Here is a 23265-nt window from a genome sequence, read left to right as displayed (position 1 = left end):
TAAATCACGAACAGCTTGCCGGCGCACCAAGGCGTCGGCGTTTCTGATGCGAGGACAGCGCAGTGACACAGCAGGCAGTAGTAATCAGCGGGACCGGTCTCTGGACCCCGCAGGAGACCATCACCAACGAAGAACTGGTGGTGTCCTTCAACCGGTACGTCGAACTCTACAATGCACGGCATGCCGCCGACATCGAGGCCGGGCGTGTGGAGCCCCTGCAGCCCTCCAGCGCCGAATTCATCGAGAAAGCCTCGGGTATCCGCCAGCGCTATGTCCTGAACAAGGATGGCGTGCTGGACCCGGAACGTATGGCGCCGCGTATTGCCGAGCGCAGCGATGACGAGATGTCCGTGCAGGCCGAGATGGGCGTCAAGGCCATCCGCCAGGCGCTGGACAATGCCGGCCGGACCCCGGCCGATGTGGATGCCGTGCTGGTGGCCTGTTCCAACATGCAGCGTGCCTACCCGGCCATGGCCATCGAGATCCAGCACTATCTGGGCATGGAGCGTGGCTGGGGCTATGACATGAACGTGGCCTGTTCCGCCGCCACCTTCGGCTTGCAGGCGGCGGTGGATGCCATTCGCACCGGCAGCGCTCGCTGTGTGGTGGTGGTGAACCCGGAAATCTGCTCTGCGCATCTGGCCTGGGAAGATCGTGATTGCCATTTCATCTTCGGTGACGTGGCCACTGCGCTGGTACTGGAAGCGAAAGACGCCGCGACCTCTGACAATCAGTGGGAAGTGCTGGGCACGCGCCTGCAAACAAAATTCTCCAACAACATTCGCAACAACTTCGGGTTTCTCAACCGGGCTGACGAATCCGGCGTGGGTGCACGTGACAAACTGTTTCGTCAGGAAGGCCGCAAGGTGTTCAAGGATGTCTGCCCGATGGTGGCGGAGCAGATCAGCGGGCACATCGCCGATCTGGGCATGACGGCAGAAGACCTGCGCCGCATGTGGCTGCACCAGGCCAATCTGGGCATGAATGAATTTATCGCCCGTCGCGTGCTGGGCCGCCCGGCAACGCGCGAGGATGCGCCGGTGATTCTGGATGAATACGCCAATACCAGTTCCGCCGGGTCCATCATTGCGTTTCACAAGCACAATCAGGACATGCAGTCCGGGGACCGTGGCGTCATCTGTTCCTTCGGTGCGGGTTACTCGATCGGCAGTGTGGTGGTGCAGAAACGCTGAGGATTCGTGCTGAATCCCGGGTAATTGTGAACTGGTCAGGTCTGAATATTAAACGGTGTAAAAGGACGAGGTGGCGAGCAACGCAGGAGGAACATCAGCGCGTTCGGGGTGACGAAAACTATGCAACCCACAAAGTGATTTGAGGAGTAGCATTATGGATATCAAGAAGTTCAACCCGTTCGCCGCTATCGCCGCTATTGCATTTCTGGCTGCATCAGCCTTTGCACCGATGGCTCACGCCGCACCGGCAGACCAGGGCCCCGATCAGAGCATGATCAGCTATGACGCCCAGGGCTGGGACGGCGCTGACGAGGAAGACGAAGACGAGCAGGACGATACCCAGCAGCCTGGCTGGTAAGTCCAATGCGTGACGGTCAGCCCTTCGGGGCTGGCCTGAATCGCTGACTCGTGCAGGGACGCACAAAGGAAACGGAGCCTGGCATTTGCCGGCTCCGTTTCTTTATGGGAAAAACAGTATTTCGCGATCTGGTCTTCACATCCCCGGGGGCGGAGTGCGGTATGTTTACCGGGATGGCAGGCCAGGTTGCCTGCGTTTCTGATGGCACTACAACCAAGAATGGCACCATAACCAAGGAGAACACCATGTCCAAGAAGACCCAGACCCTGGCTGCTGCCTTTGGTGCGGCCCTCATGGCAGGCGGCATGTCCCTGCCGGCCCAGGCGGCAGAGAACCCGTTCTCGGCCACCGACCTTGATGCGGGCTACCAGCTTGCCGGGCATCACGACAAGGATGCCGAGGGCAAGTGCGGTGAAGGCAAGTGCGGGGAAGGTAAATGTGGTGAAGGCAAGTGCGGCGAGGGCAAGTGTGGTTCAGCCTGATCTGATGACCCGCTGCGCGCACTGATGCAGCCGGTATCCGGTGCCGGTCTGGGGCTGCGCCGCGGCCTCATGACCGGCCTGCGCGCGCACGCCGACCAGGTGGCCTCCCGCGTTGACTTCATGGAAGTGGCGCCGGAGAACTGGATTCGTCTGGGCGGCCGCTGGCAATCACGTTTCGAAGCGTTTGCCCGGGACTATCCCCTGGTAACCCATGGACTGTCGCTGTCCCTGGGCGCCCCCGCGCCGCTGGACACCACGCTGCTGGCCGACATTCGCGCCTTCCTGCAGCGTTATCAGGTGCGGTGCTATACCGAACATCTGAGCTATTGCAGCGACGATGCCCACCTTTATGACCTGATGCCGATCCCGTTCACCGAAGAAGCGGTGCATTACGTGGCAGCGCGCATTCGCCAGGTGCAAGACACCCTGGAACAGCGTATCGGGATCGAACATGTCAGCTACTACACGCCGCCCGGGGTCCTGCCGGGGCAGGCCATGACCGAACTGGAGTTTGTGCGTGCCGTGCTGGACGAGGCGGACTGCGGCCTGTTGCTGGACGTCAACAATGCCTACGTCAACAGCATCAATCACGGCTACGACCCGGCGGCGTTCATCGCCGGGCTGCCCGGCGAGCGCATCATGTATGTCCATGTGGCCGGGCACTATGACGAAGCGGAAGACCTCAAGGTGGATACCCACGGCAGCCCGGTCATCGATCCGGTCTGGGCCTTGCTGGAACATGCCTATGATTGCTTTGGTGTGCTGCCCACCTTGCTGGAGCGGGATTTCAACTTCCCCGAGGTGCCGGTGCTGCTGGAAGAAGTGGAGCAGATCCGGCGGCGCCAGGCGCAGGGCAGGGGTGCAGCATGGGTGGCGACATGAGTGGCGACATGAGTGGCGACAGGAGTGGTCCGCCATTCCAGGCCGTGCAACGGGCCTTTGCCGCGCATTTGCGCGATCCTGCGGCGCATCCCGTCCCGCCGGGACTGGAGGCGCGCCGCGTCGAGATCTACCGCTCCCTGGTTTTCAATAATGTGTCGCAATTCCTGAGCGGCACCTTTCCGGTGCTGACCAGCCTGCTGCCCGCCGCGCGATGGCAAACGCTGGTGCGCGACTTCCTGCGCCTGCACCGCAGCCACTCCCCGTATTTTCGGGATATCCCGGAAGCCTTCCTGACGTTTCTGGCCGACAGCGGCACCGACGCCGATGACCCTCCCTGGCTGGGTGCTCTGGCGCATTACGAATGGATGGAGCTGGTGCTGGATACCGACGACACCCCGGCGCCGGAGGTGGACAGCCCGGACGGCGATCTGATGCAGCACATTCCGGTGCTGTCGCCCTGGTGTGCCGTACTGGCGTATGACTGGCCTGTGCATCGGTTGTGCGCGACCTTCCAGCCGACCGAGCCGCTGGCGGCACCGGTCTGGCTGCTGGTCTATCGCGACCGGGAAGAGCAGGTGCGCTTCATGGAGCTCAATGCGCTGACGGCGGCACTGGTGCAGCAGATGCAGGGCAACGGGACACAGACCGGGCAGGCGTTGCTGCACGGTCTGGCTGCGGCGATGCAACACCCTTCCCCCGACAGCGTGCTGGCGTTTGGTGCCGATCTGCTGGCGGATCTTCAGGCGCGCGGGGTGATCGCGGGTATCTGCTATACTCCGCGGCCGGCATCGACGTCATCGAAGGAGGGGTTGTGAGTCGAACAGTGGCATTCCTGACAGGCACCGTGCTGTGCTGTCTGGCGCTGTCTGCCCAGGCAGACTTCGACGACGCTCTGCATGCCGCCGAGCGCGGCGAGACCTATGAAGGGCTGACCCATCCGAATGACCCGTGGGAGGCCATGAACCGTCGCATCTTCTCGTTCAACGAGACGGTGGACAAGTATGCGGCGAAACCCGCCGCCCAGGGCTACCGCCGTGTTGTCCCCGGTTTCATTCGTCGCCCGGTCGGCAATTTTTTCGAGAACGTGCGCGATTTCCGCAGCGGCGTGAACAATATCCTGCAATGGCGCTGGGGCGATGCCGGTAACAATCTGGGCCGTTTCAGCATCAACAGCACGTTGGGGGTTGCCGGGTTCTTTGATGTGGCCAGCAGTATCGAACTGGCCAAACGCGACAGCGATTTCGGTATTACCCTGGCGCGCTGGGGCGTGCCCGAGGGTCCTTATCTGATGCTGCCGGGGCTGGGGCCGTCCACCCTGCGTGACGCGCCAGCCATGTACCCGGATTACTATATCGGCCTGCAGCGCCAGATCAGGCACCGGCCCACCGCCTGGGTGTATTCCGGGGTGTTTGCCCTGGATGTGCGTGCCCGCATTCTGGACTTCGAAGACGCCATCAGTGGCGACCGCTACGCCTTCCTGCGCGACTATTACCTGCAAAGCCGGCGCACCGCCGCAGGCCAGCGCACCGCGGATGACGACTTCGAGTTCGGTGCGGATATGGACGACTGGGATGACGACGACTGGTAATGGACGGGCCGGATAGCGCCGTCAGTCGTTGTCTGGCTGTGTGGCATGGCGAGCACGGATAAAATCGCTGTGCGCCACGTACAACAGATCAGCCACCTTGCGAATCACGTATTCTTCCTGCGGATGGGTCTTGCCGTCCGCATGGGCCACGCTCCACATGTCATGAATCAGCGCGCGACGCTCATCCGCTGACCAGTGCTCGCGCAGGGGCCGGGTGAACTGGAAGTAATCCGTCGCCTGTTCGGCCGCTTCTTCAGCCGCGTCGAACTTTTCCACCACCTGATCCCTCGGCAAATCCCAGCGCGCGGCCAGCTTCGTGAGCAGGGTGTCGCGTTCGCGCGGATCGATCTGGCCGTCGGCGCGGGCCACTTCATAAAGCAGCGCGGCGGCCGCCAGATGCAGATCGTCGGCATCGGCTTCCGGCGCGGCCGCGCGCCCCATCAACTGGCTGAACAGGCGCTTCATGCCAGCAGACGCTCCAGGGCTTCCTGATCCCGGGCAAAGCGGCGGATGCCGTCGCTGAGCAGTTCGCTGGCCATGGGGTCATCGTTGATCGCCCAGCGAAACGCGGCCTCCTCCAGTGGGGGCGCGGCCTCGCCCAGCGGCACGTCGCCGGCGTCGAGCTGGCGCGCCAGGGCGCCCTGGTCGGCGTCCAGCGCTTCCAGCAGCGCCGGGCTGATGGTCAGCCGATCGCAACCGGCCAGCGCTTCCACCTGGCTGACATTACGGAAGCTGGCGCCCATGACAATGGTGTCCAGCCCCTGGGACTTCAGTGTGTGGAAAATCTGCCGTACCGACTGCACACCGGGGTCATTCTCCGGGCCGCTGACCTCCAGCCCACGCTTGACGTGCCAGTCGTAGATGCGGCCCACGAACGGTGAGATCAGCGTGGCGCAATGTTGCGCCGCCGCCAGCGCCTGGGCGAGACAGAACACCAGCGTCAGATTGCAGCGAATGCCTTCCTGTTCCAGCACCGCTGCGGCGCGGATGCCTTCCCAGGTCGCGGCGATCTTGATCAGGATACGGTCGGTATCCACCCCCAGCTCCCGGTACAGGGCGATCAGCCCCCGGGCCCGCTCGACGGTGGCCATGGTGTCAAAAGACAGCCGCGCGTCCACCTCGGTGGACACCAGCCCGGGGATGGTCTCCAGAATGACCTGGCCCGTGAGGGTGGCGAAGGCGTCGCAGCGCAGCGCCATGCTGTCGTCGCGGCCCAGCTGGCGAGCCAGATGCGCAGCATCGTCCAGCAGGGAGGCGTGACGCCCCGCCTGCGCCACGGCCAGGAGCAGGGACGGATTGGTGGTGGCATCCTCCGGGGTCAGGGTGCGAATCGCCTCCATGTCGCCGGTGTCGGCAACCAGGGTGCTCCATTGGGCCAGTTGTACGCGCTTGCTGTTCATGATCGTGCTGCCTTGCCAGTCCGGGTAAGAGTATCCATAACAGATGACAAGCCTGCGTTAACGCGGCACAAGCCGCAAGGCCTCACGCAGTACCTCAGGGGTGGCCTCCGGCTTGTGGGCATTCATGCTCAGATGACGGCGGAAGGCGCGGGCGCCGGGTACGGCCTGGAACAGGTTGAGGATATGCCGCAAGACATGCTTGGGGTGCACCCCTTCGGCAAAGCGGCGCTCGACATAGGGCAGGAAGGCTTCTGCGACCGCATGCCGGTCGGCACTGGGCGCCGGGCTGCCGAACAGCAGCGGGTCGGCCTCATGCAGGAACCAGGGATTATGATAGGCCTCACGGCCGATCATGACGCCGTCCACCTGGTCCAGATGCTCGCGGATCTCCTCCAGTGAGCGGATGCCGCCATTGATGATGATTTCGCAGTCGGGGAAATCACGCCGCACTGCATAGGCACGCTCGTAAACCAGTGGCGGTATGTCGCGGTTTTCCTTCGGGCTCAGCCCGCTGAGGATGGCCTTGCGGGCATGGATGGTGAAGCTGCGGCAGCCCGCGCCGCGCACCCGGTCCACAAAGGTATGCAGGAATGCATAGTCGTCCCGGTCATCAATGCCGATCCGGCTTTTCACCGTCACCGGCAGTGAGACGGCATCGGCCATGGCGGCCACACATTCGGCCACCAGATCCGGGTCGGCCATCAGGCAGGCACCGAAGCGGCCGGACTGCACCCGATCGGACGGGCAGCCCACATTCAGGTTGATCTCGTCGTAACCATAGCCTTCACAAATCCGCGCGGCTTCGGCCAACTGTACCGGGTCACTGCCGCCGAGCTGTACCGCCAGCGGGTGCTCCAGTGCATCGAACCCGAGCAGTTGGTCACGGGGGCCAAACAGGATGGCGGGCGCAGTGACCATCTCCGTGTACAGCAGTGTCTGCCGGGTAATCAGGCGACACAGGTAACGGAAGTCGCGCGTGGTCCAGTCCATCATCGGCGCAACGGACAGGCGGCGATTCAGCGGGGCAGGGTGACCGGACATGGCAGGATGATCGCGAGATGGCTGCGGGGCGCGCATTATGACATGAAGCAGATCAATCTGCCCGCCGGGCAGGACACCCGGCGGGCGAGGGCATTACTCGACGGTAATGGTGATTTGTTCGGACAGCACCGGCGGTTCATGGGGAATATGCAGGTGATCGCCCAGCAGCAGTTGCAGGGTGTGCGTGCCCGGCGGCAGGTCCAGCTCGGCCTCGGTCTGGCCGCCGCCAAAATGCACGATCTGCTCGGTGGCGGGCAACGGGTAATCCATCGCCGGCAGCTCCTCCACATTGATCAGGATATGGTGATGACCTGCGTGGTCTCGCTCCTCGCCAGCGGGCACCACGGCCATGCCTTCCAGGCCGAACTCCACTTTCACCGGGCTGCTGACGGTATCGCCGTCCTGCGGCGAGACGAAGTAGAGCCGTGCGTCCTCAGGGGCCGGGCTGCGTGGCAGGCCAATGCCCTCGCCGCGAGTGTCTTCCATGGTGTGATGCGCGTGGGTGTCTGCGGCATGCTCGGCGGTTTCGCCCGGAGCGGTGGCTTCCGGTGCCGGGGGATCGCGGTCGGAACAGGCACTGGTCAGCAGTGCCCCGGCGATCAGACTGGCAAGCAAGGTGATGCGATGAGTCGTGTTCATTGTGCTCCCTCGTTCTGAGTGAATATCGTTGACAGCTTATCATGACCATCCTTGACGTGAAGCGGGGGCGATACTGGCTGCCAACGCAGGTATAATCCGCGCCAGTCTGAATTGTCGGAGTGACCATGACCGTCCGTACCCGCGTTGCGCCGTCGCCCACTGGCGACCCCCATGTCGGCACCGCCTACATTGCGCTGTTCAATCTCTGCTTTGCCCGCGCCCACGGTGGCCAGTTCCTGCTGCGTATCGAAGATACCGACCAGCAGCGCTCCACGGCGGCCTCGGAGCAGGCGATCCTGGATTCCCTGCGCTGGCTCGGCCTGGACTGGGACGAAGGCCCGGACGTGGGCGGCCCCCACGGCCCTTACCGGCAGAGCGAGCGCGGCGACATTTATCGGCAGCATGCCGAGCAGCTGCTGGCTGCGGGGCATGCTTTCCGTTGTTACCGCACCCCGGAAGAACTGGAGGCCCTGCGCGAAGCATTGAAGGAAAAGGGCGAACAACGCGCCCTGAAGCCCGCTGACCTGGAATTGCCCGCCGACGAGGTCGCGCGCCGTGAAGCGGCGGGCGCGCCCAGCGTGGTGCGCATGCGTGTGCCGGAAACCGGCCGCTGCGTCGTGGACGACCTGCTGCGCGGCCCGGTGGAGCTCGACTGGTCACTGACCGACGCCCAGATCCTGCTCAAGTCTGACGGCATGCCCACCTACCACCTGGCCAACGTGGTGGACGACCACCTGATGCAGATCACCCATGTGATCCGCGGCGAGGAGTGGCTCAACTCGGCACCAAAACACAAGCTGCTGTACGAATACTTCGGTTGGGACATGCCGGTGCTGTGCCACATGCCCTTGCTGCGTAATCCGGACAAATCGAAACTGTCCAAGCGCAAGAACCCCACCAGCATCAATTTTTATCGCGACAAGGGCTTCCTGCCCCGGGCGCTGGTCAATTATCTGGGCCGCATGGGCTGGTCGATGCCGGACGAGCGCGAGAAATTCTCTCTGGCCGAGATGCAGGCCCAGTTCGATATCCAGCGCGTGTCCCTGGGCGGTCCGGTATTCGATCTGGAAAAGCTGTCCTGGCTCAACGGCCTCTGGCTGCGTGAACTGGACGACGAGGCTTTCCTCGACACCCTGCAGCAATGGCTGTTCAACCGCGACCATGCCCTCAAGGTGATCCCGCATATCAAGACCCGCGTCGAGACCCTGAGCCAGGTGGTCGACAAGGCGGGCTTCTGCTTTGGCGATGCGCCAGCCATCACTGCGGCCAGCTTCCAGCATGACAAGCTCGACGTCGAAGACATGAAAGTCTGGCTGCAGTATCTGCTCTGGTCGCTGGAAGCCCTGCGCCAGTGGGATCGGGACGCGCTGTTTGCCGAGGCCAAGGCTCTGGCGGACGGGGAGGGGGTCAAGGTCAAGGATTTCCTGTTCCCCGTGTTCGTGGCCATTGCCGGGACCCCGGCCAGCTTTTCGGTGGTGGACAGCATGGCTGTGATTGGCCCGGACCTGTCTCGCGCCCGTCTGCGCCACGCTATCGAGGTGCTGGGCGGTGTCTCCAAGAAGCAGACCAAGAAGCTGGAAAAGGCCTGGGCCGCACTGCGCGAGGGCGAGGCTGATCAAGGAACAGACGATCAGTAAGTTCCTGTGTTTCAACTGCTTGACAGCCCCCGGGCGGCTGCTACAATGCGCAGCCTCAACCGGGGGCGTTGCTTGCCAACATCACCGTTTGACCGATCTGGGGCCATAGCTCAGCTGGGAGAGCGCTACAATGGCATTGTAGAGGTCGGCGGTTCGATCCCGCCTGGCTCCACCAGATTCCAGGGTTCCGTCCCCTTCGTCTAGAGGCCTAGGACACCGCCCTTTCACGGCGGTAACAGGGGTTCGAATCCCCTAGGGGACGCCATTATAAAAAAGCCCGCTTCGCAAGAAGCGGGCTTTTTTATTGGTCGTCAGCGGCCTTTCCGGTCAGGAAGCCTGTCATTCCGGGTCATGGTTCGCCCCCGCCAGGCTGGTATACGGTGATCCGGGTCGTTAACCCGATCACCGGAGGCAAGGATGGCACAGGCTGAAACGCTCCCTTTCGAGGCTGCCGCGCTGAACACCTGGCTGGCGCAGCATATTGATGGCTTCAAGGGCCCGATAACGCTGACCCGCTTTCCCGGCGGGCAGTCGATTCCCTCCTGGCGCATCGATGCCGGCTCCGGCACCTATGTGCTGCGCCGCAAACCTGATGGTCCGATCCTCAAGGGCGCGCACAGCGTCGAACGCGAAGCGCGCGTGCAGCAGGCACTGGCCGGGCAGGGGTTCCCGGTGCCGCGTGTACACGCCCTGTGCGAGGACACCGATGTGCTCGGCAGTGCCTTTTATGTGATGGATCATGTTGAGGGGCGTATTTTCTGGGACCCCACCTTCCCGGAGGTGCCGTTGGCAGCGCGCGCCGACTACTTCGACGCCATGAACGCCACGCTGGCGCAGTTGCACCGCATTGATCCGCAGGCGGCGGGGCTCGGGGATTACGGCCGCCCCGGCAACTTCTTTGCCCGGCAGATCGGGCTCTGGTCAAAGCAGTATCTGGGTGACCCCGAAGCCGGGCGCGACCCGAATATGGATGCCCTGGTGCGCGATCTGCCCGAGATGATTCCGCCGGGGGATGAGACGGTGGTGGCCCATGGTGATTTTCGTTGCGACAACATGATCTTTCACCCCACCGAACCGCGCGTACTGGCCGTGCTGGACTGGGAGCTGTCGACGCTCGGTCATCCGCTGGCGGATTTTGCCTATCACGCCATGATGTACCACATGCCCGCCCAGGGCATGAACGGGCTGGCCGGGCTGGACCTCAAGGCCCTCAACATTCCCGACGAGACGGCCTGTATTCAGGCGTATTGCCAGCGCACGGGACGCCGTGGCATTGATCACTGGCCGTTCTATATTGCGTTCAATATCTTCCGCCTTGCGGCGATTCTCCATGGTATTCAGGGGCGGGTATTGCGCGGCACGGCGGCGTCGTCGAGTGCACGTGAACGCGCCGCCCTGTTTGCGCCGCTGGCCGCGCTGGCCCATCAGGTGTTGCAGCGCGAGGGGTAACAGGGGGGTAAAAAATACAGGATTGTTGATGCCCCGCGTGGCCTCGCCTGCTAGGTTAGGCAGCATGACCGAAACAGGAGACGCCGATGAAATCCCGTGCTGCCATTGCGCTGGAAGCGGGCAAGCCGCTTCAACTTGCAGAGATTGACGTTCAGGGGCCGAAAGCCGGCGAAGTGCTGGTGCAGATCAAGGCCACCAGCGTCTGTCATACCGATGCCTATACTCTGTCTGGCGATGACCCGGAAGGCGTCTTTCCGTCGGTGCTGGGGCACGAAGGCGCCGGTATCGTTCAGGAAGTAGGGCAGGGCGTGACCAGCCTCAAGCCTGGCGATCATGTGATCCCGCTGTATACGGCAGAGTGCCGCCAGTGCAAGTTCTGCCTGTCCGGCAAGACCAATCTGTGCCAGGCGGTGCGGGCGACCCAGGGGCAGGGGTTGATGCCGGACGGGACCTCGCGCTTCTCACTGGAAGGCAAGACGCTACACCATTACATGGGCTGTTCCACCTTCAGTGAATATACCGTGCTGCCGGAAATTTCCCTGGCCAAGGTGTCGCCGGAGGCGCCGCTGGACAAGATCTGTCTGCTCGGCTGTGGTGTCACCACCGGGATCGGCGCCGTGTTGAATACCGCGAAAGTGGAAGCGGGCTCGACCGTGGCGGTGTTCGGTCTGGGCGCGATTGGTCTGGCGGTGATCCAGGGGGCGCAGATGGCGCAGGCGGCGCGTATCATCGCCATCGATATGAATCCCGCCAAGTTCGAGCTGGCGCGTCAGTTCGGTGCCACCGATTTCGTCAATCCGAAGGATTACAGCGATCCGATCCAGCAGGTGATCGTCGACATGACCGATGGCGGGGTGGATTACTCGTTCGAATGCATTGGTAACGTCAACGTGATGCGTTCGGCGCTGGAGTGCTGCCACAAGGGCTGGGGCGAGTCAGTGATTATTGGTGTGGCCGGAGCGGGGCAGGAAATTTCCACGCGCCCGTTCCAGCTGGTCACCGGGCGTGTCTGGCGCGGCTCCGCGTTCGGCGGTGTGAAAGGGCGCAGCGAGTTGCCGGGTTATGTGGATCGCTACATGAACGGCGAGTTGAAGATCGACGAATTCGTGACCCACGACATGCCGTTCGACCAGATCAATGAGGCCTTTGATCTGCTGCACGCGGGCAAGAGTATCCGCACCGTACTGCATTACTGAGCGAGCAGGAGCGCACCATGACTCAGCAGAAACAGGCGCCAGTGCTGTTGTCCGAAACGCGCAGTTTCGGTGGCTGGCTCAAGCGCTACCAGCACCGTTCGGCGGTGCTGGATTGCGACATGATTTTTGCCATCTATCTGCCGCCGCAGGCGGAGCAGGGCAAGGTGCCCGTGCTCTGGTGGTTGTCCGGCCTGACCTGCAACGATGAAAATTTCATGCAGAAGGCGGGCGCCCAGCGGGTAGCGGCCGAGCTGGGCATCGCCATCGTATGCCCGGACACCAGCCCGCGCGGGCTGGACTTGCCCGGCGAGCATGACAGCTATGATTTTGGTTCGGGTGCCGGGTTTTACGTCAACGCCACGCAGGCGCCCTGGTCGAGCCATTACCGCATGTACGATTACGTCACCGAAGAATTACCGGCGCTGGTGCGGGCGCATTGTCCGGTGAGCGAGCGCGAAGCGATCAGCGGGCATTCCATGGGCGGTCACGGGGCGCTGGTGCTGGCCCTGCGCCAGCCGGGCCGCTACGCCTCGGTGTCGGCGTTTGCGCCGATCGTGAATCCGGTGGATTGCCCCTGGGGCCGCAAGGCGCTGGCGGGCTACCTGGGCGAAGATGAAGCGGCATGGCGCGCCTACGACACCTGCGCGCTGGTGGCGGCGGGCCACTCTCGGCAGCCGTTGTTGGTGGATCAGGGTGAGGCGGACAACTTTCTTGTCGAGCAGTTGCTGCCAGAGCGGCTGGAGGCAGTGTGCGCCGAGCATGACCACCCGCTGACGCTACGCCGGCAGCCGGGTTATGACCACAGCTATTTTTTTATCGCCACGTTTATCGAAGACCACCTGCGTTACCACGCCCGCCATCTGTTCGCCTGACGGGCGAGGCCGCCGGGTCAGTGGCGGACCCGGCGCGCCTGCAAACGCTTGAACAGGCTTGAGGTGTCCCAGCGTCCGCCGCCCATTTCCTGCAACTCGGCATAGAAGCGATTGACCAGCTGGGTCAGCGGCAGTTCGCTGCCATTGGTCGTGGCTTCGTTCAGGCAGATATCCAGATCCTTGCGCATCCAGTCCACGGCAAAGCCATGTTCATATTCATCACGGATCATGGTGCCGTGGCGGTTCAGCATCTGCCATGAACTGGCGGCGCCCTGGGAAATCACGTCGATCACCCGTTGCAGGTCCAGCCCGGCGTTTTCGGCGAAGGCCATGCCTTCCGCCAGGCCCTGCACGACCCCGGCGACGCAGATCTGATTGACCATCTTGGTCAGTTGTCCGGCACCGTTCTCACCCATCAGCGTGACGGCGCGGGCATAGTGTTCCAGTACCGGGCGGGCGCGCTCGAAGCTGTCGCCCCGGCCACCGCACATAATGGTCAGGGTGCCTTGTTCAGCGCCCTGCTGGCCGCCGGAGACCGGCGCATCAATCATGTCGCAGTCCCGCTCGCGGGCGCGGCTGGCCAGCAGACGGGCCACATTGGCCGAAGCGGTGGTGTGGTCGATCAGCAGGGCGCCGGGTGCCATGCCCGCCAGCACGCCATCGTCTCCCAGCAGGACGCTTTGCAGGTCGTCATCATTGCCGACGCAGGTCATCACCAGCGTGGCGTCCCGCGCCGCCTCGGCAGGGGTCGGGGCACTCAGGCCGCCATGTTCGGCGACCCACTTGTCGGCTTTGGCCGCGGTGCGGTTATAGACGCAGACGGTATGCCCTGCCTGTTGCAGATGCCCGGCCATGGGGTAACCCATGACACCGAGACCGATAAAGGCAATGCGTTCACTCATGGAGGTGCCCCGATTTCTGCTGGCTGATGTGCAAGCTTCGTTTTTTGCCGGGCATGGCGCAAGCGCCTCGGCAGACGAACACAAAAAAGCCGCCCGAAGGCGGCTTTCTGTCATGCCGGGCAGGGCGCAGATTACTTGCGCTGGTCTGCCGGTACGAAAGAGCGTTCCGTGGCGCCGGTGTAGAGCTGGCGCGGGCGGCCGATCTTGTAGGGGTTGGAGATCATCTCGTTCCAGTGGGCGATCCAGCCCACGGTGCGGGACAGGGCGAAGATCACGGTGAACATGGAGGTCGGGATGCCCATCGCCTTGAGGATGATGCCCGAGTAGAAATCCACGTTCGGGAACAGCTTCTTCTCCTTGAAGTAGGGGTCGCTCAGGGCGATCTCTTCCAGCTTCATGGCCAGTTCCAGCTGCGGATCCTGGATGCCCAGCTCGCTGAGCACTTCGTGGCAGGATTCGCGCATCACGTTGGCGCGCGGGTCGTAGTTCTTGTAGACCCGGTGACCAAAGCCCATCAGCTTGAACGGATCGCTCTTGTCCTTCGCCTTGGCGATGTAGGTGTCGATGTTCGACACGTCGCCAATCTCGTCCAGCATGTTCAGCACTGCTTCGTTGGCGCCGCCGTGTGCCGGCCCCCACAGGGCCGAGATGCCGGCAGCAATACAGGCGAACGGGTTGGCACCGGAAGAACCGGCCAGGCGAACGGTCGATGTGGAGGCATTCTGTTCGTGGTCGGCGTGCAGGATGAAGATGCGGTCCATGGCCTTGGCCAGGGTCGGGCTGATCTTCGATTCCTCGCACGGCGTGCCGAACATCATGTGCAGGAAGTTTTCCGAGTAGGTCAGGTCGTTGCGCGGGTACATGAACGGCTGGCCTACCGCGTACTTGTAGCACATGGCGGCAATCGTCGGCATCTTGGCAATCAGGCGCATGGCCGTGATCTCGCGATGCTTGGGGTTCTTGATGTCGGTGGAGTCGTGATAGAAGGCGGACAGGGCGCCGACGACACCGCACATGACGGCCATGGGGTGCGCGTCACGACGGAAACCGCGATAGAAGAACTGCAGTTGCTCATGCACCATGGTGTGGTTCTTGATGGTGCTGACAAATTCGTCCTTCTGTGCCGCAGTCGGCAGTTCACCGTGCAGCAGCAGGAAGCAGACTTCGAGGTAGTCGGACTGGCCGGCCAGTTCCTCGATGGAGTAACCCCGATGCAGCAGCTTGCCCGCTTCACCATCAATATAGGTGATCTTGGACTCGCAGGATGCGGTGGACGTAAAGCCCGGATCGAAGGTGAACAATTGCTTGGCGGTCAGCGAGCCGACGTCGATAACGTCCTGGCCCAGAGACGGGGAGTATACCGACAGCTCGATATCCTCACGGCCGTCCACCTTGAGGATGGCTTTCTTCTCGGTCATGGAAATCTCCTACGCGGGGGCGTTCTGGATAGCCCACTATATGCTGTACGGCGCGGTCCGATACGGCGCTGCACGTCAGGCGCGACGGACGTTAAGGTTTTGATACACCTTTGTCAACGCAGTTGCGCTGTTTACCGTGCTTTCCACCACCGGAACCGGCGAGTCACAAACCGCCCGGTAAACAAGGTGTTACGACGCGCGCCGGATGAGCCCGACAGGAAAGTGCGGCGATACGATAAGCCTATCAGGGCGACAGGTAATTCATACTTTAGGCGATAGCAGGCGGCTTGCCCTTGAAAAACAGTGTGTTGCCGTATTCCGGCGGCATAAAGTGGTTTGTTTTCGGGCAGGGGCAGGGATATACTTCCGCCCCGTTGCGCGCCGGACCCTCCCCGGCCGGTGTGCGGGAGCTCGAGATATCCCCGGCTGTCCATTACGACACGAGTGGGGTTTCCGGGTTCCAGACGTTCCCGACAACTGCTCCGGTGACCCCGGGGCCCGGCTAATAGTGATGGCTACCGTGAACGACAAGCGACCTGTAAATCTGGATCTCACCACCATCAAGTTCCCGGTCAGCGCCCTGGCTTCCATTACCCACCGTATTGCCGGTATTGCCCTGTTTGTGGCATTGCCGATCCTGCTGTGGATGCTGGATCGCTCTCTGGCGTCTCCGGAAAGCTTTGCTGAACTCAAGGACCTGCTCGCCTCACCGCTCGCCAAGCTGGTGGTCTGGGGCATTCTTGCCGCACTCATCTATCACCTGGCGGCAGGTATCAAACACCTGATCATGGACATGGGGATCGGTGAAACCCTGGAGGGCGGCCGTCGCGGCGCTTTCACGGTTATCGCTGTATCTGTAGTACTGATTCTGCTGGCGGGAGTCTGGGTATGGTAACCAGCGTCACGAGTTTTGGCCGTAACGGCCTGTCCGACTGGCTGGTGCAGCGCGCGAGCGCGGTGCTGCTGGCACTCTACACGATTGGCCTGATCGGCTATCTGGTCTGCAACCCCGGTCTGGAGTTCGAGGCGTGGAAGGCGCTGATGACGTCCACGCCGATGCTGATCATCAACACCCTGGTGGTGCTGGCCATTGCCGCGCACGCCTGGATCGGTCTGTGGATTGTCACCACCGACTATCTTACCCGCACCCAGCTTGGCGGTGCGGCCACCGGTGTGCGTTTGCTGGTGCAGTCGCTGGTAGTACTGGTGCTCCTGGTCTATGTGCTCTGGGGCCTGCTGATGATCTGGGGAGGCGCGTAAATCATGTCGATCAGAACCGTTACCTTTGATGCCGTTATTGTCGGCGGCGGCGGCGCGGGCATGCGTGCCTCGCTGCAACTGGCGCAGTCGGGTTTCAAGACTGCCCTGATTTCCAAAGTATTCCCGACCCGTTCGCATACCGTGTCGGCCCAGGGCGGCATTACCTGCGCCATTGCCAGTTCCGACCCGAATGACGACTGGCGCTGGCATATGTATGACACCGTCAAGGGCTCCGACTATATCGGTGACCAGGACGCCATCGAGTACATGTGCTCCGTGGGTCCGGAAACCGTGTTCGAACTCGAGCACATGGGTCTGCCGTTCTCGCGCACCGAGGAAGGCCGTATCTACCAGCGCCCGTTCGGGGGTCAGTCCAAGAATTACGGTGAGGGTGGCCAGGCGGCCCGTACCTGTGCCGCCGCAGACCGTACCGGTCACGCGCTGCTGCACACCCTGTATCAGCAGAACGTCAAGCACAATACCCAGTTCTACAGCGAGTGGCTGGCCACCGATCTGGTGAAGAACGCGAAGGGTCAGGTGTGTGGCGTCATTGCCCTGTGCATCGAAACCGGCGAAGTGGTGTTCTTCAAGTCGAAGGCAACGGTATTCGCCACCGGCGGTGCCGGGCGTATCTATGCCTCGACCACCAACGCCCTGATCAACACCGGCGACGGTATGGGGATGGCCCTGCGTGCCGGCGTACCGGCCCAGGACATGGAAATGTGGCAGTTCCACCCGACCGGCATCGCCGGTGCAGGCACCCTGGTCACCGAAGGGTGCCGTGGTGAAGGGGGCTACCTGGTCAACAAGGACGGCGAGCGCTTCATGGAGCGTTACGCCCCCAACGCCAAGGATCTTGCTGGCCGCGACGTGGTGGCCCGCTCCATGATGATGGAGATCCTGGACGGTCGCGGTTGTGGCCCGAATGGCGATCACGTGTTCCTGAAGCTGGATCACCTGGGTGAAGAAGTGCTGCACAGCCGCTTGCCGGGGATCTGTGAGCTGTCCAAGACCTTTGCCCATGCCGACCCGGTGAAGGAGCCGATTCCGGTGGTGCCCACCTGCCATTACATGATGGGTGGCATTCCGGCCAACATCCACGGTCAGGCACTCCGCCTGTCGGAAGGCAGCCAGGGCGACGACCAGATCATTGACGGCCTGTTTGCCGTGGGTGAAGTCGCCTGTGTGTCCGTACACGGCGCCAACCGCCTGGGCGGCAACTCGCTGCTCGACCTGGTGGTATTCGGCCGCTCTGCGGGCCTGTATATCGAAGACGCGCTGCGCCAGGGCATGGAGCAGGCGGAGCCGTCGTCCGACGATATCGATGCGGCCCTGTCCCGCCAGCGTCGCTGGAATGAAAGCACCAGCGGTGAGGCTGTCATGGCCCTGCGCGCCGAGTTGCAGAAGACCATGCAGAACCACTTCGGTGTGTTCCGCAAAGGGGATCTGATGGCAGAAGGCGTGAAGAAGCTTGCTGACCTGCGGGAGCGCATTGCCAATGCGCACCTCGAGGACAAGAGCAATGCCTTCAACACGGCCCGGGTGGAAGCGCTGGAGCTGGACAACCTGCTTGAGGTGGCTGAAGCGACTGCCATTGCTGCAGAAGGGCGTACCGAGAGCCGTGGCGCGCATTCACGTTACGATTTCCCGGATCGTGACGATGAGAACTGGCTGTGCCACTCCATCTATGACCCTGCGGGCAAGCAGCTCGGCAAGCGTGCCGTGAACTTTGCGCCCAAGACTGTCGAGACCTTCCAGCCGAAGGTTCGGACTTACTAACGGAGGCCCGGAATGAAAGTCAGTATCTATCGTTACAATCCGGAGACCGACCGCGAGCCTTTCATGAAGGACTACGAGGTCGATACGCAGGGCAAGGATGTGATGGTGCTGGACGTGCTGGCACTGGTGAAGGAGCAGGACCCGTCTCTGACCTATCGCCGGTCCTGCCGCGAAGGCGTCTGTGGTTCCGACGGCATGAACATCAATGGCAAGAACGGGCTGGCCTGCATCACGCCGCTGTCCGAGGTGGCCCCTGGTGTGCTGGAGGGGCGCAAGCCTCTGGTGATTCGCCCGCTGCCCGGCTTGCCGGTGATTCGTGATCTGGCGGTGGACATGACCATGTTCTACAACCAGTACGAGAAGGTGAAGCCGTATCTGATCAACGAGTCTCCGGCGCCGGCGATCGAGCGGCGGCAGAGCCCGGAAGAGCGGGCCAAGCTCGATGGTCTGTACGAGTGCATCCTGTGCGCCTGCTGCTCCACCAGCTGCCCGTCGTTCTGGTGGAACCCGGAGAAGTTCCTGGGTCCGGCGGCCCTGCTGCAGTCCTACCGCTTCCTGGCGGACAGCCGCGATCAGGCCACCGGCGAGCGTCTGGGCAACCTGGACGATCCCTTCTCGCTGTTTCGCTGCCGCGGCATCATGAACTGCGTCAGCGTATGCCCGAAGGGGCTCAATCCGACCCGGGCCATCGGTCATATCCGCTCCATGCTCCTTGAGCGGGCGGTCTGATCCGGTGTCTGACAATCAAGCGGCCCTCGGGCCGCTTTTTTGTACGCACTTTCGACCAAAGTCCACGCAAGTCTGTCAATTTTTTTGCTTTTTGCGTCTAACAATAGGGCGTGAAAGTCGATACACTTATAAGGGTTCGGGGTTACCCACCTCGACCTGAAATCTGTATCGGGAGGGTCGGCGCTCACAAAGCGCCGTCTCTGTAATCTACACGCGGGAATCGGGCGATCCCCCTGCGCAGTAACTGGCCTCAGGGGGCCTGTCCCTTCTCCCGAGAAGGAACGGACACGATGCAAGACAGTTCCATGCAGCACCAGTGGGCCACCTCCCACATCGGGGGCAGCAACGCCGCCTATGTTGATGAACTGTACGAATCCTATCTGACTGATCCCAATTCCGTGCCGGAAGACTGGCGCGCCTACTTCGAAAAGCTCCCCAGCGTCGAAGGCAACGTGGAATCCGATCTGCCCCACGGCGCCGTACGCGAATACTTCCTGTTGCAGGCCAAGAACCGCTCCCGGGTGCAGAAGTTCGGTGCCGGTGCCGTGAGCACCGAGCACGAGCGACGCCAGGTGCGGGTGCTGCACCTGATTGCGGCCTACCGCAACCGGGGGCACCAGGTGGCCAACCTGGATCCGCTGGGCCTGATGGAGCGTGAAGTAGTGCCGGATCTGGACCTGGCCCATCACGGCCTGAGTCAGGCAGACCTGGATACCGTATTCCAGACCGGCAACCTGTTTATCGGCAAGCCGGAAGCCACCCTGCGCGAGATCGTTGACTGCCTGCGCGGCACCTACTGTTCCACGGTAGGCGCCGAGTACATGCATATCGTCAACACCGCCGAGAAGCGCTGGCTGCAGCAGCGCATGGAGAGTGTGCGCAGCCACCCGCAGTACAGCGACGAGGTGCGCAAGCATATCTTCGAGCGCCTGACCGCTGCAGAAGGGCTGGAGAAGTACCTGGGCAGCCGCTATCCCGGCACCAAGCGCTTCGGCCTGGAGGGCGGTGAATCCCTGATTCCGCTGGTGGACGAAGTGATCCAGCGCGCTGGCAGCTATGGCGTCAAGGAAATCGTCATCGGCATGGCCCACCGTGGCCGCCTCAACGTACTGGTCAATACCCTGGGCAAGAGCCCGGCGGACCTGTTCGGTGAATTCGAGGGCAAGACCTTCAACGAGAAGGGCTCGGGTGATGTGAAGTACCACCAGGGCTTCTCGTCCAACGTGCAGACGCCTGGCGGCGAAGTGCACCTGGCCATGGCCTTCAACCCGTCACACCTGGAAATCGTCTCGCCTGTGGTAGAGGGCTCGGTGCGGGCTCGCCAGGAGCGTCGTGATGACGATGAAGGCGACCAGGTGGTGCCGCTGTTGCTGCACGGTGATGCCGCTTTCGCGGGGCAGGGCGTGGTCATGGAAACCTTCCAGATGTCCCAGACCCGCGGCTTCAAGACCGGCGGTACGGTGCATGTGATCATCAACAACCAGGTCGGCTTTACCACCAGCCGCCGTGAAGATGCGCGTTCCACCGAATATTGCACCGACGTGGCGAAGATGGTGCAGGCCCCGATTTTCCATGTGAACGGCGATGACCCGGAAGCGGTGTTTTTCGTCACCCAGGTGGCGATGGATTACCGCATGCAGTTCAAGAAGGATGTGGTCATCGACCTGATCTGCTATCGCCGTCTGGGGCACAATGAAGCGGATGAACCGTCCGCCACCCAGCCGCTGATGTACAAGAAGATCAAGTCGCATCCGACCACGCGTACCCTGTATGCCGAGCGTCTGATCAGCGCCTCGGTGGTGTCCGAAGGCGAAAGCAGCAGCATGGCCGAGGATTACCGCAATACCCTGGATCAGGGGAATCACGTGGTGAAGTCCCTGGTGCGTGAGCCGAACAAGGCGCTGTTCGTGGACTGGTCGCCGTATATCGGTCACGACGTGGTGGACGACTGGGATACCGGCTTCAAGCTCAAGAAGATGCAGAGCCTGGCGACGCAGCTGGAAACCATGCCGGAAGGCTTCGTGGCCCAGCGTCAGGTGAAGAAGATTCTGGAAGACCGCCGCAAGATGACCGCCGGTGCCTTGCCGATCAACTGGGGCTACGCCGAGACGCTGGCCTACGCCACGCTGATCGATCAGGGCTTCCCGGTGCGGCTGACCGGCCAGGATTGCGGTCGTGGTACCTTCTCGCACCGTCACGCCGTGCTGCACAACCAGAAGAACGGCGAGCCCTATGTGCCTTTGCAGCATCTCTACAAGGAGCAGCCGCCGTTCGAGATTTACGACTCGCTGCTGTCTGAAGAAGCGGTGCTGGCGTTCGAGTACGGCTACTCCACCACGGCGCCCAAGTCGCTGGTGATCTGGGAAGCCCAGTTCGGTGACTTTGCCAACGGCGCCCAGGTGGTGATCGACCAGTTCATCTCCTCCGGTGAAGCCAAGTGGGCCCGTGTCTGTGGCCTGACCCTGCTGCTGCCGCACGGTTATGAAGGGCAGGGCCCGGAGCATTCGTCTGCGCGTCTGGAGCGCTTCCTGCAGCTGTGCGCCGAGCACAACATGCAGGTCTGCATGCCGACCACGCCGGCGCAGATTTTCCATCTGCTGCGCCGCCAGGCGATCCGTCCGTTGCGCAAGCCGCTGGTAGTGATGAGCCCGAAAAGCCTGCTGCGTCACAAGCGCGCCATTTCCACGCTGGACGAACTCGCCGGTGGCCGCTTCCAGACCGTATTGCCTGAAGTGGAAGCGCTCGATCCGGCAAAAGTGACGCGTCTGGTCCTGTGCAGCGGCAAGGTGTATTTCGACTTGCTGGAAAAACGGGAAGCCGAGGGGCTGACCGACACCGCCATTGTCCGTATCGAGCAGCTGTACCCGTTCCCGGAGGACCGCTTGTACGAGGTGATCGAGCAGTACAGCAAGCTCAAGCATGTGGTGTGGTGCCAGGAAGAGCCGATGAATCAGGGCGCCTGGTATTGCAGCCAGCACCATATGCGCAATGTGGTTGCACGACTGAATCCGAAGCTGAATCTGCAATACGCTGGCCGCGATTCCGCCGCCGCGCCTGCGGCCGGGCTGATGTCCCAGCATGTAGCGCAGCAGCAGAAGCTGGTGCAGGACGCTTTCGGGCTTGAGTAATTTCCAGAATGAACACGGAATCAAGGGCATAACATGTCAATCGAAATCAAAGCGCCACAATTTCCGGAATCGGTAGCAGACGGTACGGTCGCCACCTGGCACAAGCAGGAAGGGGATCAGGTCAAGCGGGACGAGCTACTGGTTGATATTGAAACCGACAAGGTGGTGCTGGAAGTCGTGGCCACCGCCGACGGTGTGCTGGGCAAGATTCTCAAGGCTGAAGGTGACACCGTCGAGAGCCAGGAACTGCTGGGCAGTCTCGACACCGATGCTGCCGGAGGCAAGTCTGCGTCTTCGGACAGCAAGGACGCCGCCAGCGAGGACAAGAAACCCGCAGAAGCCGCTGCCTCCGGTGACAGCAAGCGCGACAGCACCAGCGACAGCAAGGCTGCCGCTGGTGATGACGACGCTGCCGCCGGCCCGGCCGCCCGCAAGCTGATGAGCGAGCACGGCATTGATGCGGGCTCGGTGGAGGGCACCGGCAAGGGTGGCCGCATTACCCGCGAGGATGTCGAGAAGGCACTCAAGTCGCGTGAAGAACGGCGTGCCAGCGATCCGGCGGCCAAGGCTCCCCAGCCTGGTCATGCCGAGGTGCCTGCTGTGCCGGGCGAGCGCGAAGAGCGCCGCGTACCCATGACCCGGTTGCGCAAGCGTATTGCCGAACGTCTGGTGTCTGCCCAGCAGGACGCGGCCATGCTCACCACCTTCAACGAGGTGAACATGAAGCCGATCATGGACATGCGCAAGCATTACCAGACCGACTTCGAGAAGACGCATGGCGTGCGGCTGGGCTTCATGGGCTTTTTTGTCCGCGCCTGTGTCGAGGCGCTGAAGCGCTTCCCGGCGGTGAACGCCTCCATTGACGGCGATGACATCGTCTACCACGGTTATTACGACATTGGCGTGGCGGTGTCCTCGGATCGGGGGCTGGTGGTGCCGGTGATGCGTGATGCCGACCAGAAAGGTCTGGCTGAGGTGGAATCGCAGATCATCGAATACGGCAAGAAGGCCCGCGACGGCAAATTGTCGATCGAGGAAATGACGGGTGGCACCTTCACCATCTCGAACGGCGGTGTGTTCGGTTCGCTGCTCTCTACGCCGATTCTGAATCCGCCGCAGACGGCGATTCTCGGGATGCACAAGATTCAGGAACGACCCATGGCCGTAGATGGCAAGGTCGAGATCCTGCCGATGATGTATCTGGCGCTGTCCTATGACCATCGCCTGATTGATGGCAAGGAAGCAGTGCAGTTCCTGGTGGCGGTGAAGAACTTCATCGAAGATCCGGCGCGCCTGCTGCTGGATATCTGAG

The 23265-nt window shown here is 62.4% G+C and carries 22 protein-coding genes and 2 tRNA genes; 18 read left to right on the top strand and 6 right to left on the bottom strand.

From position 1 onward, the window contains the following. Positions 1-62: 62 nt before the first annotated feature. The 6 genes from DKW65_RS08565 (at position 63) to DKW65_RS08540 (ending at position 4503) form a co-directional block, all read left to right on the top strand. Positions 63-1193, top strand: a complete 1131-nt coding sequence (locus tag DKW65_RS08565; RefSeq protein WP_111656853.1) for a beta-ketoacyl-ACP synthase III — start codon at positions 63-65, stop codon at positions 1191-1193. A 154-nt stretch (positions 1194-1347) separates the two neighbouring features. Further along, positions 1348-1551: a hypothetical protein gene (locus DKW65_RS08560; protein WP_111656852.1), complete on the top strand. Its 204-nt coding sequence runs from the start codon at positions 1348-1350 to the stop codon at positions 1549-1551. A gap of 245 nt (positions 1552-1796) precedes the next feature. Continuing rightward, positions 1797-2033 (top strand): HvfA family oxazolone/thioamide-modified RiPP metallophore, encoded by a 237-nt coding sequence (locus DKW65_RS08555; RefSeq protein WP_111656851.1) that lies wholly within the window; start codon positions 1797-1799, stop codon positions 2031-2033. Between the two features lie 24 nt (positions 2034-2057). After that, positions 2058-2915: an HvfB family MNIO-type RiPP peptide maturase gene (locus DKW65_RS08550; RefSeq protein WP_111656850.1), complete on the top strand. Its 858-nt coding sequence runs from the start codon at positions 2058-2060 to the stop codon at positions 2913-2915. Then, positions 2900-3730, top strand: a complete 831-nt coding sequence (locus DKW65_RS08545; RefSeq protein WP_245932442.1) for an HvfC family RiPP maturation protein — start codon at positions 2900-2902, stop codon at positions 3728-3730. The genes DKW65_RS08550 and DKW65_RS08545 overlap by 16 nt, the downstream gene beginning before the upstream one ends. Next, a complete protein-coding gene (locus DKW65_RS08540; RefSeq protein WP_245932441.1) occupies positions 3727-4503 on the top strand; it encodes an MlaA family lipoprotein in 777 nt (258 codons plus the stop codon). The genes DKW65_RS08545 and DKW65_RS08540 overlap by 4 nt, the downstream gene beginning before the upstream one ends. A gap of 21 nt (positions 4504-4524) precedes the next feature. Here DKW65_RS08540 and DKW65_RS08535 read toward each other — a convergent pair whose 3' ends face one another. The 4 genes from DKW65_RS08535 to DKW65_RS08520 form a co-directional block, all read right to left on the bottom strand. Further along, positions 4525-4968: a tellurite resistance TerB family protein gene (locus DKW65_RS08535; protein WP_111656849.1), complete on the bottom strand. Its 444-nt coding sequence runs from the start codon at positions 4966-4968 to the stop codon at positions 4525-4527. Further along, complete coding sequence (locus DKW65_RS08530; RefSeq protein WP_111656848.1) at positions 4965-5903, bottom strand: transaldolase; 939 nt, start codon at positions 5901-5903, stop codon at positions 4965-4967. Before DKW65_RS08530 ends, DKW65_RS08535 begins: the two co-directional genes overlap by 4 nt. A gap of 57 nt (positions 5904-5960) precedes the next feature. After that, positions 5961-6944 (bottom strand): tRNA dihydrouridine(20/20a) synthase DusA, encoded by a 984-nt coding sequence (gene dusA / locus DKW65_RS08525; protein ID WP_111656847.1) that lies wholly within the window; start codon positions 6942-6944, stop codon positions 5961-5963. Between the two features lie 93 nt (positions 6945-7037). Continuing rightward, on the bottom strand, positions 7038-7583 hold the full coding sequence (locus DKW65_RS08520; protein WP_111656846.1) for a DUF4399 domain-containing protein: 546 nt from the start codon (positions 7581-7583) through the stop codon (positions 7038-7040). Between the two features lie 125 nt (positions 7584-7708). Here DKW65_RS08520 and gltX point away from each other — a divergent pair, with 125 nt between their 5' ends. The 6 genes from gltX to fghA all read left to right on the top strand — a co-directional run bounded on the left by gltX (position 7709) and on the right by fghA (position 12737). Then, a complete protein-coding gene (gltX, locus tag DKW65_RS08515) occupies positions 7709-9220 on the top strand; it encodes a glutamate--tRNA ligase (RefSeq protein WP_111656845.1) in 1512 nt (503 codons plus the stop codon). Between the two features lie 99 nt (positions 9221-9319). Then, positions 9320-9395 (top strand) — tRNA-Ala (locus DKW65_RS08510). A gap of 14 nt (positions 9396-9409) precedes the next feature. Next, positions 9410-9485: transfer RNA gene (locus DKW65_RS08505), tRNA-Glu, on the top strand. A 152-nt stretch (positions 9486-9637) separates the two neighbouring features. Then, positions 9638-10669, top strand: coding sequence for a phosphotransferase family protein (locus DKW65_RS08500; protein WP_111656844.1), 1032 nt, complete (start codon positions 9638-9640; stop codon positions 10667-10669). Positions 10670-10755: 86 nt separating this feature from the next. Next, positions 10756-11865, top strand: a complete 1110-nt coding sequence (locus DKW65_RS08495) for an S-(hydroxymethyl)glutathione dehydrogenase/class III alcohol dehydrogenase (RefSeq protein ID WP_111656843.1) — start codon at positions 10756-10758, stop codon at positions 11863-11865. Positions 11866-11882: 17 nt separating this feature from the next. After that, positions 11883-12737, top strand: coding sequence for an S-formylglutathione hydrolase (gene fghA, locus DKW65_RS08490; protein ID WP_111656842.1), 855 nt, complete (start codon positions 11883-11885; stop codon positions 12735-12737). Between the two features lie 17 nt (positions 12738-12754). On the opposite strand, the gene DKW65_RS08485 is transcribed toward fghA, so the two are convergent. Together DKW65_RS08485 and gltA are read right to left on the bottom strand one after the other, a co-directional pair. After that, entirely contained in the window at positions 12755-13639 is an 885-nt protein-coding gene (locus tag DKW65_RS08485) for an NAD(P)-dependent oxidoreductase (protein ID WP_111656841.1), read from the bottom strand. Between the two features lie 131 nt (positions 13640-13770). Further along, the gene (gene gltA, locus DKW65_RS08480; protein ID WP_111656840.1) at positions 13771-15057 is read right to left on the bottom strand and encodes a citrate synthase; all 1287 of its coding nucleotides are present in this window, start codon (positions 15055-15057) and stop codon (positions 13771-13773) included. Positions 15058-15577: 520 nt separating this feature from the next. On the opposite strand from gltA, the gene sdhC reads away from it, so the two are divergent. From sdhC to odhB, 6 genes are all read left to right on the top strand, one after another. Next, on the top strand, positions 15578-15952 hold the full coding sequence (gene sdhC, locus DKW65_RS08475) for a succinate dehydrogenase, cytochrome b556 subunit (RefSeq protein WP_111657585.1): 375 nt from the start codon (positions 15578-15580) through the stop codon (positions 15950-15952). Continuing rightward, entirely contained in the window at positions 15946-16317 is a 372-nt protein-coding gene (sdhD, locus tag DKW65_RS08470) for a succinate dehydrogenase, hydrophobic membrane anchor protein (RefSeq protein WP_111656839.1), read from the top strand. The genes sdhC and sdhD overlap by 7 nt, the downstream gene beginning before the upstream one ends. Positions 16318-16320: 3 nt before the next feature. Next, positions 16321-18096: a succinate dehydrogenase flavoprotein subunit gene (gene sdhA, locus DKW65_RS08465; protein ID WP_111656838.1), complete on the top strand. Its 1776-nt coding sequence runs from the start codon at positions 16321-16323 to the stop codon at positions 18094-18096. Between the two features lie 12 nt (positions 18097-18108). Next, positions 18109-18825, top strand: coding sequence for a succinate dehydrogenase iron-sulfur subunit (locus DKW65_RS08460; RefSeq protein WP_111656837.1), 717 nt, complete (start codon positions 18109-18111; stop codon positions 18823-18825). A 290-nt stretch (positions 18826-19115) separates the two neighbouring features. Continuing rightward, positions 19116-21953 (top strand): 2-oxoglutarate dehydrogenase E1 component, encoded by a 2838-nt coding sequence (locus DKW65_RS08455; RefSeq protein ID WP_111656836.1) that lies wholly within the window; start codon positions 19116-19118, stop codon positions 21951-21953. Positions 21954-21986: 33 nt separating this feature from the next. Continuing rightward, positions 21987-23264 (top strand): 2-oxoglutarate dehydrogenase complex dihydrolipoyllysine-residue succinyltransferase, encoded by a 1278-nt coding sequence (gene odhB, locus DKW65_RS08450; RefSeq protein WP_111656835.1) that lies wholly within the window; start codon positions 21987-21989, stop codon positions 23262-23264. The last annotated feature ends 1 nt before the right edge of the window (position 23265 follow it).

Source organism: Isoalcanivorax indicus (assembly GCF_003259185.1).
GTDB classification, from domain to species: Bacteria; Pseudomonadota; Gammaproteobacteria; order Pseudomonadales; family Alcanivoracaceae; genus Isoalcanivorax; species Isoalcanivorax indicus.
This window is presented reverse-complemented; position numbering and strand designations above follow the sequence as displayed.

What these genes read in the sequence shown, in the direction of transcription:
- DKW65_RS08535 (WP_111656849.1), bottom strand. Translation starts at nt 4,968, where the DNA reads ATGAAGCGCCTGTTCAGCCAGTTGATGGGGCGCGCGGCCGCGCCGGAA.
- DKW65_RS08495 (WP_111656843.1), top strand. Translation starts at nt 10,756, where the DNA reads ATGAAATCCCGTGCTGCCATTGCGCTGGAAGCGGGCAAGCCGCTTCAA.
- DKW65_RS08520 (WP_111656846.1), bottom strand. Translation starts at nt 7,583, where the DNA reads ATGAACACGACTCATCGCATCACCTTGCTTGCCAGTCTGATCGCCGGG.
- gltX (WP_111656845.1), top strand. Translation starts at nt 7,709, where the DNA reads ATGACCGTCCGTACCCGCGTTGCGCCGTCGCCCACTGGCGACCCCCAT.
- DKW65_RS08560 (WP_111656852.1), top strand. Translation starts at nt 1,348, where the DNA reads ATGGATATCAAGAAGTTCAACCCGTTCGCCGCTATCGCCGCTATTGCA.
- gltA (WP_111656840.1), bottom strand. Translation starts at nt 15,057, where the DNA reads ATGACCGAGAAGAAAGCCATCCTCAAGGTGGACGGCCGTGAGGATATC.
- DKW65_RS08460 (WP_111656837.1), top strand. Translation starts at nt 18,109, where the DNA reads ATGAAAGTCAGTATCTATCGTTACAATCCGGAGACCGACCGCGAGCCT.
- sdhA (WP_111656838.1), top strand. Translation starts at nt 16,321, where the DNA reads ATGTCGATCAGAACCGTTACCTTTGATGCCGTTATTGTCGGCGGCGGC.
- DKW65_RS08485 (WP_111656841.1), bottom strand. Translation starts at nt 13,639, where the DNA reads ATGAGTGAACGCATTGCCTTTATCGGTCTCGGTGTCATGGGTTACCCC.
- DKW65_RS08500 (WP_111656844.1), top strand. Translation starts at nt 9,638, where the DNA reads ATGGCACAGGCTGAAACGCTCCCTTTCGAGGCTGCCGCGCTGAACACC.
- DKW65_RS08530 (WP_111656848.1), bottom strand. Translation starts at nt 5,903, where the DNA reads ATGAACAGCAAGCGCGTACAACTGGCCCAATGGAGCACCCTGGTTGCC.
- dusA (WP_111656847.1), bottom strand. Translation starts at nt 6,944, where the DNA reads ATGTCCGGTCACCCTGCCCCGCTGAATCGCCGCCTGTCCGTTGCGCCG.
- sdhD (WP_111656839.1), top strand. Translation starts at nt 15,946, where the DNA reads ATGGTAACCAGCGTCACGAGTTTTGGCCGTAACGGCCTGTCCGACTGG.
- DKW65_RS08545 (WP_245932442.1), top strand. Translation starts at nt 2,900, where the DNA reads ATGGGTGGCGACATGAGTGGCGACATGAGTGGCGACAGGAGTGGTCCG.
- DKW65_RS08550 (WP_111656850.1), top strand. Translation starts at nt 2,058, where the DNA reads ATGCAGCCGGTATCCGGTGCCGGTCTGGGGCTGCGCCGCGGCCTCATG.
- DKW65_RS08555 (WP_111656851.1), top strand. Translation starts at nt 1,797, where the DNA reads ATGTCCAAGAAGACCCAGACCCTGGCTGCTGCCTTTGGTGCGGCCCTC.
- DKW65_RS08455 (WP_111656836.1), top strand. Translation starts at nt 19,116, where the DNA reads ATGCAAGACAGTTCCATGCAGCACCAGTGGGCCACCTCCCACATCGGG.
- odhB (WP_111656835.1), top strand. Translation starts at nt 21,987, where the DNA reads ATGTCAATCGAAATCAAAGCGCCACAATTTCCGGAATCGGTAGCAGAC.
- fghA (WP_111656842.1), top strand. Translation starts at nt 11,883, where the DNA reads ATGACTCAGCAGAAACAGGCGCCAGTGCTGTTGTCCGAAACGCGCAGT.